Here is a 12,207-nt window from a genome sequence, read left to right as displayed (position 1 = left end):
GTGATCAGAGCGTCAAGGCCAGCCTGAGCCAGGTCTGGCTGGCTTCGCGCGGCAGGAAATCCGGCTGCGACAGCCGGCGGGCGTTGAACAGGTCGACCGAGATGCCGGCCCAGGTCGCCGACAGGCCGACCGCGATGCCGGCCAGCCGGCCGCCGGGCACGTCGGGAGCGCGGTTGCTCACGCCGCCGATGTCCACGCCCAGATAAAAGCGCACCGGGACGGCCACGCTGCCCAGCACAAGGGAAGGCTGCACGGACACTTCATTGCGGCTGGTCCAGCCATGGTCTCCGGACAGGGTGTTGTTGCGAAAGCCGCGGATGCTGTAGATCCCGCCGATCAGCACCTGCTCCGAGCCGTACAGCACCTGCTGCGCCCTCTGCGCATTGAACTGCGTGGAGAACTGCATGTCGGTACCGGCGACGGAAAAGGGAAGCAGGTAGCCCAATCCCAGCTTGAACTTGCCGAATTGCGCACGCGGCGCAAGGTCGGGCAGCCCGTCGGCGTCACGCAGCGCGCCACCCAGCTTCAGGCCGCGCGCATAGCCCAGGCTGGCGGTGGCAACGCCGCCCAGCATCAGGCTGCTGCCAGTGGTGTCAAGATCCAGCACGCTGAGCGAGCGGCTGCTCAGGCGCAGATACTGGTCCGACAGGTAGTTGCTGGATTCCTTGGCGGTGAGCATGGCGGCGACAGCCCAGCGGCTGACGCGGTCGCGGTGCAGCACCTGTTCCAGCCGGATGTTCCCGGCCTGGCTCCGCCCGCGAAATTGCAGCGCGGCGCCGGAAGGCGCCTCGACCGTGGAGACGAATTGCGAGCGCAGGGCCGAGAGGCTGAGCGTGGCATAGCCAAGCGGAACGATCAGGTTCAGGCTGCTGCTTTCGCTTGCGCGGCGCCCGGCATCGCCGGGCTGGGAACGGCGATGGGTCAGCAGCAGCAGTTCATTCAGGCCGAGCAGCCGGTCCGCCGAAAGCGATACGCTCACCTGGTTCCTGCCGGTGCTGTCGGAGCCCTGGTTGTCTGCCCCAACCGCCGCGTGATAGCGGGTGGACGGCGCATTCCGGATGAGCACGTCGCTGGCGCCCGGCCGGCTGCCTGGCAGGATGTCGAGCTGCGCCCGGTTCGATTCCAGGCGGTTGAGCTGGTCGATGCCCTGTTCGAAATCGCGCAGATTGAACAGCGCGCCGGGCGCTGGGAAGACGTTCGCGGGATTGATGCTCCCGCGCGCGCCCTCATCCAGCAGGATGTTTTCCACCACGCCTTCGACCACCTGGATTTCCAGTACGCCGCCGGACAGGTCCTGGCTGGGCAGATAGGCGCGGGTCGTTACCAGGCCCTGCTCCAGGTATTGCCTGGTGATCGCCGCCAGCATCTGCTCGATGTCGGCCACGCCCAGGCAACGCCCTGCATGGCCTTCCACGACCTGCTGCCGCGCGGACGCGCTCAAGCGGCTGGCGCCGCTGATGACGATGCGGCTGATGTCGCGGCAGGCGGCTTCCGCGGCGGAGGCCGCGGCGCCGGCGGCAGGCGCCATCGTGCTGGTATCGGCGCCGCCGGGTCCGGGCTCAGGCAACCTTGCCGCGTCGATGTCGCGCTGGATGCGCTGCTGGTTCTGCCTTTGCAGGATCTCGGCCTGGCGCGCAGCCGCCGCTTCGGCGGCGCCTTGCGCACGGGCCGGCACGCCGGTCAGCGCAAGCGACAAGCCAAGAAACAACAGCAACATTGACGGTGCGAAAACAGCAGTTGGCATGGATGGTTTCGACTGGGAAGTGGGCAGCAGGCGCAGTGCGGTCTGCCAGAAGCGTTATTAGTCCGAGTAGTCGGTTACAGCACGCAACTGTTGGTTCCATCCGCGACAAGCCGCGACAGGGAAGCAGCTCGCAAGCAGTGTCGGACCATGGATGCCGGGTTACGGCATGGAAGTACGCCGATGGCAGGAAGGGACAGCGAAGTCTGGCAGGCGCTTGAAGCCGGCGCTGCGCGCCGTCATTCGCCCTGGCGCGGATGGGCCAGGGCGATCAGGTCGGGCGCGGCGGCGGCGCCCAGGGTCAGTACGTAGCTGCGCATGGCTTCATCCTGTATGAAGCCGGCGGCGGAGGTGAAGCGCAGCAGGGTGTCCGGGGCCTGCGACCTGGCCACCGCATAGCCCTGCACATAATCCACGCCCAGTTCGGCCAGTGCCTGCACGGTGGCCTGGTCTTCCGCCCATTCCGCGATGGTGCGCATGCCCAGGCTGGCGGCGAGGGTAACGATGGCCTCGACGATGGTGATGTTGGCCGGATCGTCGTTCATGTCGACGATGAAGCTGCCGTCGATCTTCACCACGTCGGCCGGCAGGTCCTTGAGATAGGAGAACGAGGTGTAGCCGGCGCCGAAATCGTCCAGCGCGATCTTCACGCCATGGCTGCGCACCTGGTCGATGAAGCGGCGGGTGTTGTCGAGGTCATGCAGCGCCACGCTTTCGGTGATTTCCATGCACAGGCAGCGGGCCGCGTCCGGGTTGGCGGCCAGCATGGCAAAGGTGTCCTGCACGAAGCGCTCGTCATTGAGCGAGGCGCCGGACAGGTTCATGCAGACGAACTGGGTGCGGCCGAGGCGCTCCCTGCTGGCCGACAGCCAGTCCAGCGTGGTTTTCAGCACCCAGCGGTCGATCATGCCGATGCGGCCGCAGCTTTCGGCCGCCGGGATGATGCGGCCGGCGGTGATGACGTTGCCGTCGCGTTCGCGCATGCGCAGCAGCACCTCGAAATTGAGCGAGCCATGCGGCGCCGACAGCGACATGATGGGCTGCATTTCCAGGAACAGGAAATCGCCGATGTCCGGCGCGGACAATTGCTCGACCAGGCGCAGCTCGGCCTGGCGCTCCCGGAACACCGCCGAGCCGCGCTCGTAGACCACCAGGCCGTCGCTGGCGGTGCTCTTGGCGGCGCGGCAGGCGCGGTCGGCGTTGGCCATCAGGTCGCGGATCGCGGCGCCGGGCTCGACCTCGATCAGGCCGATCGAGCCGCGCACCTGGAAAGCCTTGTCGCCCAGCCGGTAAGGCTCGGTGCCAATGCGGTCGATGATGCCGCGGCAGGTCCATGCTGCCGGGCCGATGGCGGTGTCTGGCATGACGATCACGAATTCGTCGCCGCCCACCCGGCCGATCTGCTGCCCGCCCTGCAGCATGGTGCGGATGCGCTGGCATACCAGCTTCAGGATCTCGTCGCCGGCGGCATGGCCATACAGGTCATTGATCAGCTTGAAGCGGTCCAGGTCGAGATAGGCCAGCGTCAGCGGCCTGCCCTGCTCCAGCTGCGCGATCGCATCGGTCAGCACGGCTTCGATGCCGCGCCGGTTGCAGACCTTGGTCAGCGGATCGTTCAGCGCCAGGAAACGCAGTTCCTCGGTGGCCACGCGCTGCGCCGTCACATCCTGCAGCGAACCTTCGATCTTGCCGTTGGCCAGGGTGGCCTTGACCAGGAAATGGCGCTGCGGCGCCTCCGGCGCCGGCGCGCTGCTCAGTTCCAGTTCGACATGATGCTGGCGCCGCGCCATCTGCTGCAGGCTGCTCCAGGCATTGCCGCTGAAATGCCGGCCCCACTGGTTGCGGCCCGGCGCCAGCACATCGTCGCCCAGCATCTGCTTCAGCGCCGGGTTGGCCGACAGCAGATGGCCCTGCAGGTCCAGCGTGAACAGGCCGATGGGCATGGCGTCGAAGGCATTGCGCAGCGCGGCCTGGGCCGCCAGCCGCTGCTGCTGTTCATGCCGCATCTGCTCGGCGATGGCCAGCGCCGCCAGCAGGCTCGACGACAGCGCGGCGGTGACGCTGTTGACGGTCCCGATCAGCGCATGCATGCCGAGCGCGGCGGCGAATACTTCATAGAGGCTGGCCAGCAGCGTCACGGCGATCGAGGCGCTGTACCAGACCGCGCTGCGCGACGGCACGATGAACAGGATGCGGGCCAGGAAGAACACCAGCACGCCGGTGCAGATGCCGGTGGCGCCCCAGATGAAGGGCAGGAAGTCATGAAACGGCAGCAAGAGCGACAGCAGCACGAGCGGCAGGCAGGTCCATTGCGCCAGCCGCAGCAGCCAGCCGTAGCCGACCCTGGCAAGGTCGCTGCGGAACAGGGTGCAGAACAGCATGATGGTCAGGGTGTAGTACAGCGCCGTGGTCAGCAGCCGGATCTTGGGCAGCAGTTCGGTGGGCAGGTTGCGGCCCAGCCACTGGATGTCCCAGCCGCCCGACAGCGCCGCCATGCGCAGGTTGATCACCAGCCAGGCGGCGAACAGCACATAGGTGCCGGAGCGCAGGATCAGCGCCGTGATCAGCACGAAGGCGGCCAGCACCAGCAGGCCGCCGTCGAGCAGGCCGGCGTTGCGATGGAATTCATAGGCGGAGAGCTGGAGCCGGTCGGCCGGCCACTGCATGACCGACAGCGCCGCCGGGCCGATGAAGCGCATCCGGCACAGCACGTCGGTGGACGCGCCCGGCGCCAGCGCGAAGCCGGCCTTGATGCGGGTGACGCCGCCATCGGTGCCGGCGCGGCTGCCGCTGCCCAGCGGCGCCAGGCTGCGCGCGTCCCAGCAGCGCAGATCCAGCGTATGACGCGACGGAAACTCCAGCATCGTGGGCGCGCTTTGTGCCGGCGCTCTGGTGGAAAAGACGATCCAGAAAGGGGTTTCGGCAAGCCTGGTGTGAAAGCGAGCGAAGGTCGGCTGGCCGTTGAGCCGGGCCAGCGCCGCTGCCGGGTCTTCAGAACCCTGCCGGACCGGCGCCTCGGGCACGACGCGAAACATCAGCGTCTCGCCCTTGCCTGCCGGGTAATGGCCGCTCCAGGCAGTCAGCGCCAGCAGGGTTGCCAGGCCAATCAGGGCCGGCGCCAGATACACCGACAGCAGGTACAGCGCATTCTCGAGACGCGTGCGTCCCTGGAAAGGATTGCCGTCAGGCTGCAGGAGAGTGCCATGCATGATGCGTCATTTCCGCGCGGTGCCCGCATCAGTCACGGGCTTGCCGGCTAACGTAATGGCGTTACGTTAACTGAAATGGCGTCGCGGAAAGGCTGGCTCATGCAGCCAGCTTGTCCAGGCGCATGGAATTCACGTAATTGTCCGATGCCGGCAGGACCAGGCGCCCGGATGCGTTGCAGGCCGCGTCGAGCATGATGTCCGGATGCACGGTCCGGAAGATGAAGTCGTACAGCGGATGGCCGGCCGCGGCCCAGCGCCGTTCGGCGCTGCCCACCTCGAACGACATCACCCGGTGCGGCAGGTTGCCGGCATGGCGCAGCGGAATGTAACCGGCGTCGGGATAGATATCGTTGAACAGCAGCCGCTCGTACTGGCGGTCGATCGGCGCGCGTCCGGCAATCACCATCCACTCGATGCCGGCCTGCTGGCAATACTGGAAAAATGCCTTGAACAGCACGGTCTTGACCATGCGCCCGACACGCTGTTCGGTCACGCCGAGCCGGGCTGCCTCGGCCAGCGGCCGGCTGGCCAGGCTGTGGGGCAGCGCGATCGACTGCTCCAGCGCCAGCGGCTGGAAGCGGTTGGTCTGGATGCGCATCGTGCCCAGCGGCGCGCCGTCGAGCTTGGATTCGGCCAGCAGCACGGCCACGCCTGGCCGCAGGTCCAGCGCCTCGGGCGTGCCCAGTGTCTGCGCGAATTCCGGAAGGTGGCGGCCATAGGCGGCCTGGCGTATCTGCACCGCCTTCATCAGCGCGCTTCTGCCGCTGACCACGCGCACGGTAAAGGGCAGGGCTTGCTCGGCGCGGCCGGGAAGCGGCATGGCCGGGCGGCTGGAATGAACGACGGCGTCGAGATAGCTCTGGCTCATGATGTCTCCTGCGTTATTGGAGACGCCATCTTATTTCTTTATGGAAATCATTCAATAGAGAAATTTTAACTTTGCTATAAAAAATTTTCTTTTCTTATCAAATACTTATTTCATTTCTGCAAGAGCATGCCGGAATGACATTACCGGCGGCAAGATCGCTCTAATGATGGCCCGACAGGCGCCACGGCATCAGAGGCCCAGGCATTGCAGGTAGGTCGGCAGTCCGGCGGTACAGATGGGCAATTGCTCGGGCAGGTGGCGATACAGCAGCCATGCCAGCAGCACGCCGCTGGCCAGCACGACCAGCGCCAGCGGCCCGCGCCGCGCGCCGCTGCGCCGTGCCGCCTTCGACAGCATCCATGTCAGCAGCAACTGCGCGCCCAGGGCAAGCAGCGCCATGAGCAGGAACCGGATGCTGTGATTGGCCATCGGGGGGAAAGGGGTGATTGCGGCGGGGAAGGAAAATTGAAAGGGGCGGCACGCGCCGCCCCCAGTGTGCGCCAGGCGGTCAGTGCCTGGCGTCTGCTGCCATGCGGGCCTCGCTGCGGTCCAGCACCGCTTCCGGCTCCTCGGCCTCCTCATCGGTTTCATTGTTGAGCTGACGCTGCATGCGCGCCGCGTCGAGGTCGCCGGTCATGCGGCCGACCACCACGGTGGCCACGCCATTGCCGATCAGGTTGGTCAGGGCGCGCGCTTCCGACATGAAGCGGTCGATGCCGAGGATCAGCGCCAGGCCGGCAACCGGCACGCCGCCCACCGCCGACAGCGTGGCCGCCAGCACGATGAAGCCGCTGCCGGTCACGCCGGCCGCCCCCTTGGAGGTCAGCAGCAGCACCGCCAGCAGCGTGATCTGCTGGGTCAGCGTCATCGGCGTGTTGGTGGCCTGGGCGATGAACACCGCCGCCATGGTCAGGTAGATCGAGGTGCCGTCCAGGTTGAAGGAATAGCCGGTCGGGATCACCAGGCCGACCACGGACTTCTTCACGCCCAGGTTTTCCATCTTGGCCATCATGCGCGGCAGCACCGACTCGGACGACGACGTGCCCAGCACGATCAGCAGCTCTTCCTTGATGTACTTGATGAATTTCCAGATCGAGAAGCCATTGAGGCGGGCGATGGTGCCCAGCACCACGAAGATGAAAATCAGGCAGGTGGCGTAGAAGGTGCCCATCAGCTTGCCCAGCGACAGCAGCGAACCCACGCCGTACTTGCCGATGGTGAAGGCCATGGCGCCGAAGGCGCCGATCGGGGCCACCTTCATGATGTAGCCGACGATGACGAACAGCACATGCGACAGCTTTTCAATGAAGTCGAACACCAGCGTGCCGCGGCCGCCGAAGCGATGCAGCGCGAAGCCGAACAGCACCGCGAACAGCAGCACCTGCAGGATCTCGCCCTTGGCGAAGGCATCCACCACGGTGCTCGGAATCACGTTGAGCAGGAAGTCGGTGGTGTTCTGCATCTTGCCCGGGCCGGTGTAGGCGGCGATGCCCTTGGTGTCGAGCGAAGCGGGGTCGATGTTCATGCCCACGCCCGGCTGGACCAGGTTGACGATCACCAGGCCCACCACCAGCGCGATCGAGCTGACGATTTCAAAATACAGGAGCGCCAGCCCCCCGGTCTTGCCGACCTTCTTCATGTCTTCCATGCCGGCGATGCCGACCACCACGGTACAGAAGATGATGGGCGCGATGATCATCTTGATGAGCTTGATGAAGCCGTCGCCGAGCGGCTTCATGGCCGTGCCGGATTCCGGATAGAAGTGGCCGAGCAGCACGCCGATCACGATGGCAAGGAGCACTTGCACATACAGGGACCGGTAGAGAGGTTTGCGGGTCATGGATTGCCTACTTAAAAGAGTCGGGTACGGACAGTAAGGCGCGGATTTTGACCATCGGGCGTCCGCCTCACAACTGTGGATATCCACAAGCGGGCCGGACAGCTTTTGTTTTACCGCCGCTGCCCGCCTCTGCAGTTGCGCCGCGCCAAAGGATGCCGCCCTGCCCTTGCGCACTACCGGTTCAGGTAGCTACAAGCTCGCGGCCCAGGTTGAACAGCATCGTCATGTTGAGCGCAATGATCAGCAGCGCCACCGCCGACGCCAGCAGGGTCAGCCAGCGCGGGTTGACGAACACACCCATCCGGCGGCTGCTGGTGAACCGGATCAGTGGCACGATGGCAAACGGAAGTTGCAGGCTGAGGATGACTTGCGACAGCACCAGGAGCCGCGCCACGCCCGATTCGCCATACCAGGCCGCCACCAGCAGGGCCGGCACGATGGCGGCGGAGCGGGTGACCAGGCGCCGCATCCAGGGCTTCAGGCGCCATTGCAGAAAGCCTTCCATCACGACCTGGCCCGCCATGGTGGCGGTGATGGTCGAGCTCTGGCCGGACGCCAGCAGCGCCAGCGCGAACAGGGTGCTGGCGATGGCGCTGCCCAGCATGGGCGACAGCAGCCGGTGCGCATCCTGGATCTCGGCAACCTGCGTCTGGCCGCGCTCGTGGAACACTTCGCCCGACACGATCAGGATGGCGGCATTGACCAGGAAGGCAAGGAACAGCGCGATGACGATGTCGATGGTGGCGAACCTGATCGCCTCGCGCTTGCCGGCCTCGCCCGGCGCGCGGGCGCGATGCTGCACGATCGAGGAATGCAGGTAGAGGTTGTGCGGCATCACCGTGGCGCCGATGATGCCGATGGCGAGATAAAGCATGTCCGGATTGGCCAGCGCCCGCGGTGCCGGTACAAGGCCGCCGGCGACATCGGCCCAGTCGGGCTGGGCCATGGCCAGCGTGATGGCGAAGCAGCAGAAGATCAGCGTGAGCAGCGCAATGATCATGGCCTCCAGGTAGCGCATGCCGCGCGCCTGCAGCCAGAACACCAGCAGCACGTCGAGCGCGGTCAGCGCCACGCCCCATGGCAGCGGAATATGGAACAGCAGGTTGAGCGCAATGGCGCTGCCGATCACCTCGGCCAGGTCGCAGGCGCAGATGGCGATTTCACAAAGGATCCATTGCAGCAGGCCGGACAGCCGGGAGGAATTGGCGCGGCAGGCCTGGGCCAGGTCCAGCCCGGTGACCACGCCGAGCCGGATCGCCAGCACCTGCAGCAGGATGGCCATCAGGTTCGACAGCATGATCACCCACAGCAGTGCATAGCCGAAACCGGAGCCGGCGGCCAGGTCGGTGGCCCAGTTGCCGGGGTCCATGTAGCCGACCGCGATCAGGTAGCCGGGCCCCATGAAGCCCAGCAGCCGGCGCAGCCAGCGGCCGGGCGGCAACGGGCGCGGGCCCGCCGCCCGGGGCGGCAGGCCCGCGTCGACAGCGGCGCTGTCAGTGGGCGGCGGCGTCACGCAACCACCCGCGGCGAAGGCGGCAAATGCATCAGAAGGCCATCTCCAGTCATGATTCATGCATGGAATCACATGTCGGCGACCAAGTTCCATGCAGCTTCCCGACAAGCGAAAAGTCAGCTTAGGCAGCATCGACCGCAGCCCGTATAGGACGCTTTCCCAAGCGCGTGTAGGACCAATGCTGATTCAGGGAAGATATCGATGCGATTGACGAACATCAGAGCAAAAGCCACTATCTGCGGCAAGGTGCTTAATTTTCAGAAATAATTGTTTTTTCTGAAAAAGTACTGCGTAGCAACAAATCCTGGCACAGCGTTCCTTCTACAATTCGTTGTCGTTTCGATATGCATCGTGCAGTCAGGCTTACATGACGGACCGGAACCGCTTCCGGTCCGCGGACAGAATTTGAACAAAGGACAGTCATGGAGCATGCAGGCGCCAAGACGCTGGATAACTGGTACGCCAATCGCGCATTACCCTTTCCGACCAGCTTGCGCAAACTGGCGGTCATCGCCCCGGATACTTCGCCCGGACTGGCTGCGCTGCGCCAGCGCCTGGCCCAGCGCGCCAGCCATCCGCTGCGCTGCGACCACTATGCCGCCGGATTCAATCCCGCCGGCAGCGCGTCCCTGGAGCAGGCATTCGAGCAGTTGCGCATTCAGCATGCCATCGATCCTTACGACCTGGTACTGCTGGTCGACGGCAGCGCCGACGCGCTGGGCATTGCCGAGTCCAATGGCATCATCCCCGGCCAGGTCAGCCGCACGCCGGCGCCGGTCTGGACTGCCATCGGCGAGGACGATGCCAATACCGAGCTGGGCGATGTGGCCAACCGCGTGTTTGCCAGCGTATTCGCACTGATCGAGGCCATGCCGCTGGCGGTGACGGCACGGCCGGACATTGCACGTTCATCGACGGCTGCCAACGATACGGCGGCCACTGCCATGAGAGAACCGGCAGCCGAAGCCGCCAGGCCGGCCGTGGTGCACCTGCCGGTACTGGCTGCCGCCGGCACGGCCGCGCCGGCGGCAGCCACGGGCACCCATCCGCTGGTGCTGTGCGCGGCCGGCGCGGTGATCCTGGCCAGCTTCACGGCCATGGCGGCCATGCTGGGATGGCTGCCGAACCAGCAACAGGGTGCGGTTGCCACACCGGCGCATGCCGTGGCGAGCACCGCGCCGGCGCCGACCGCAACGCCGGTGGCGCTGCCGGCACCGGCAAGCCCATCGCCCGTCCCGGCGCCGGCGCTTGCTGCGCCTTCCGAACCGACACCTGAACCGGCGGCCACGCCGGCCAGCCCGCAAACCCGGGGCAACGAGGAACCGGACGGCGCGCCGCTGGGCACCGTGGCGGCCCTGGGCGCGGCCGGGCTGGCCGCGGCGGCGCCACGCAAGGTGGACAATTCCCCGCCGGCCAGGGCAAAGCGGCCGGTGCGGCGCACGGCGCGTCCGGCGCCAGTCCAGGAATCGCCGCGCCAGGTTGGCAGCAATGAGGTGCCAGTCGTGGAATTCGTCGGTACCAAGACCCGTGAACAGGTGATTGCGGAAATGATGCAGGCCCGGCGTGCGGCGGCCCGGCAGGCTTCGCGCAGTAGGTCGTTTGGCGCGCCGGACAACCGGATATTGCCTAATTGATTGCAATCAATTATGACGTAAAGAAACCAAGAACTTTTTCTATGGAAACATGTCTCAGTTGTTCGCATGCATCAATGTGCGAGCCAGCGCACCGATCAGAGTGCAAGACAGGAGGCAGAATTCCAGTTTTTCCGGCGCTTGCGCCTCTTACCCTTTTCCTAAAGAAGAAAGCATGATTCCTGCAGACGAGATCCATCAGGCGAAAATTCTCGTAGTGGACGACTGCGAGGACAACCTCTTCATGCAGATCGAAATCCTCAAGATGGCGGGTTACAGCCAGATTTCCTCGTGCAAGAACTCCAGCGACGTGCTGGCCCTGCATGTGGCCCATGCCTACGACCTGATCCTGCTGGACATGCACATGCCGGGCATGAACGGCCTGGAAGTCATGGCGCGGCTGCGGGAAGTGGAAAAGGATTCCTATCTGCCAGTACTAGCGATTACCGGCGACCGCGGCTTCAAGATCGCTGCGCTGGAAGCCGGCGCCCGCGATTTTCTGACCAAGCCGTATGACATGACCGAGTTCCAGATGCGGGTGCGCAACATGCTCGAAGTGCGCCTTCTCTACAAGACCGTGGCGGAACAGGGCCGGATGCAGAAGGAAATGGCGCTGCATGATGCGCTGACCGCACTACCGAACCGTCGCCTGCTGGTGGACCGTATCGAAAAGGCCATGCAGCATGCCAGCCGCGGCCACAACATGATGGCGGTGATGTACATGGACCTCGACGGCTTCAAGGCGGTCAACGACACCCATGGCCACCAGACCGGCGACGAACTGCTGAAAATGGTGGCCGACCGCCTGCTGCGCGCCACCCGCAAGGAAGACACGGTGGCGCGCCTGGGCGGCGATGAATTCGTGGTGGTGCTGTCCGATATCGCCCATGTCGACGACGTGGTGCGCCCGGCGTCCAAGGTGCTGCGCTTTCTGTCCACGCCATTCGAGATTGGCGACCTGACCGTCAAGGTCAGCGCCAGCGTCGGCATCGCCTTCTATCCCGGCGACGGCAACGACGTCGAGGAATTGCTGGCGCGCGCCGACAAGGCGCTCTATGACGCCAAGCGAGCCGGCAAGAACCGTTATCACTTCAGCGACCTGCCGATGCTGCTGGGCGCGGTGATGTAAGCCTCCCCGGCTTCGTGCTGTTCTGCTTCATGCCAATCCCGACCCATAACGCGCCATGCAACCGCGTCTTTTCCCGCCTGGCTGCGCTGTCGAACGGCAATGCCGCTCGACTCCCCGCTACGCTCTTGCCAGGCGAAAACATCCGTCGGTTTCATCCGCGACGTGGTGGATTGGGATTCGGATTGGCATTAGACCGTCGTCAGACTGCACGAAACTTTCACGCCACGCCGAAATAGTGTTCTTTTCACAGGATTGACAAGCAAAATCCGAAAACAA

The 12,207-nt window shown here is 65.2% G+C and carries 8 protein-coding genes; 2 read left to right on the top strand and 6 right to left on the bottom strand.

Translation table 11 applies throughout. From position 1 onward, the window contains the following. Positions 1 to 4: 4 nt before the first annotated feature. The 6 genes from IGW04_RS07535 to IGW04_RS07510 all read right to left on the bottom strand — a co-directional run bounded on the left by IGW04_RS07535 (position 5) and on the right by IGW04_RS07510 (position 9,171). Positions 5 to 1,717: a ShlB/FhaC/HecB family hemolysin secretion/activation protein gene (locus IGW04_RS07535; protein WP_194712444.1), complete on the bottom strand. Its 1,713-nt coding sequence runs from the start codon at positions 1,715 to 1,717 to the stop codon at positions 5 to 7. Between the two features lie 263 nt (positions 1,718 to 1,980). Next, entirely contained in the window at positions 1,981 to 4,950 is a 2,970-nt protein-coding gene (locus IGW04_RS07530) for a putative bifunctional diguanylate cyclase/phosphodiesterase (RefSeq protein ID WP_194712443.1), read from the bottom strand. A 97-nt stretch (positions 4,951 to 5,047) separates the two neighbouring features. Continuing rightward, complete coding sequence (locus IGW04_RS07525) at positions 5,048 to 5,818, bottom strand: hypothetical protein (RefSeq protein WP_194712442.1); 771 nt, start codon at positions 5,816 to 5,818, stop codon at positions 5,048 to 5,050. Positions 5,819 to 6,007: 189 nt separating this feature from the next. Continuing rightward, entirely contained in the window at positions 6,008 to 6,247 is a 240-nt protein-coding gene (locus IGW04_RS07520; protein ID WP_194712441.1) for a hypothetical protein, read from the bottom strand. 79 nt (positions 6,248 to 6,326) lie between these two features. Then, positions 6,327 to 7,658, bottom strand: a complete 1,332-nt coding sequence (locus IGW04_RS07515) for a dicarboxylate/amino acid:cation symporter (RefSeq protein ID WP_194712440.1) — start codon at positions 7,656 to 7,658, stop codon at positions 6,327 to 6,329. A 181-nt stretch (positions 7,659 to 7,839) separates the two neighbouring features. Then, positions 7,840 to 9,171: an Nramp family divalent metal transporter gene (locus IGW04_RS07510; RefSeq protein WP_323744829.1), complete on the bottom strand. Its 1,332-nt coding sequence runs from the start codon at positions 9,169 to 9,171 to the stop codon at positions 7,840 to 7,842. 422 nt (positions 9,172 to 9,593) lie between these two features. On the opposite strand from IGW04_RS07510, the gene IGW04_RS07505 reads away from it, so the two are divergent. After that, positions 9,594 to 10,805 (top strand): hypothetical protein, encoded by a 1,212-nt coding sequence (locus IGW04_RS07505; protein WP_194712438.1) that lies wholly within the window; start codon positions 9,594 to 9,596, stop codon positions 10,803 to 10,805. A 172-nt stretch (positions 10,806 to 10,977) separates the two neighbouring features. Continuing rightward, positions 10,978 to 11,931: a GGDEF domain-containing response regulator gene (locus IGW04_RS07500; RefSeq protein ID WP_194712437.1), complete on the top strand. Its 954-nt coding sequence runs from the start codon at positions 10,978 to 10,980 to the stop codon at positions 11,929 to 11,931. Positions 11,932 to 12,207 lie beyond the last annotated feature (276 nt).

The sequence above is a fragment of the Noviherbaspirillum soli genome, from assembly GCF_015352955.1.
In the GTDB taxonomy this organism is placed as follows: domain Bacteria; phylum Pseudomonadota; class Gammaproteobacteria; order Burkholderiales; family Burkholderiaceae_D; genus Noviherbaspirillum_A; species Noviherbaspirillum_A soli.
Note: the sequence above shows the minus strand (reverse complement) of the source record. Positions and strands in the feature narration are given on the sequence as shown.

What these genes read in the sequence shown, in the direction of transcription:
- IGW04_RS07535 (WP_194712444.1), bottom strand. Translation starts at nt 1,717, where the DNA reads ATGTTGCTGTTGTTTCTTGGCTTGTCGCTTGCGCTGACCGGCGTGCCG.
- IGW04_RS07530 (WP_194712443.1), bottom strand. Translation starts at nt 4,950, where the DNA reads ATGCATGGCACTCTCCTGCAGCCTGACGGCAATCCTTTCCAGGGACGC.
- IGW04_RS07525 (WP_194712442.1), bottom strand. Translation starts at nt 5,818, where the DNA reads ATGAGCCAGAGCTATCTCGACGCCGTCGTTCATTCCAGCCGCCCGGCC.
- IGW04_RS07520 (WP_194712441.1), bottom strand. Translation starts at nt 6,247, where the DNA reads ATGGCCAATCACAGCATCCGGTTCCTGCTCATGGCGCTGCTTGCCCTG.
- IGW04_RS07515 (WP_194712440.1), bottom strand. Translation starts at nt 7,658, where the DNA reads ATGACCCGCAAACCTCTCTACCGGTCCCTGTATGTGCAAGTGCTCCTT.
- IGW04_RS07505 (WP_194712438.1), top strand. Translation starts at nt 9,594, where the DNA reads ATGGAGCATGCAGGCGCCAAGACGCTGGATAACTGGTACGCCAATCGC.
- IGW04_RS07500 (WP_194712437.1), top strand. Translation starts at nt 10,978, where the DNA reads ATGATTCCTGCAGACGAGATCCATCAGGCGAAAATTCTCGTAGTGGAC.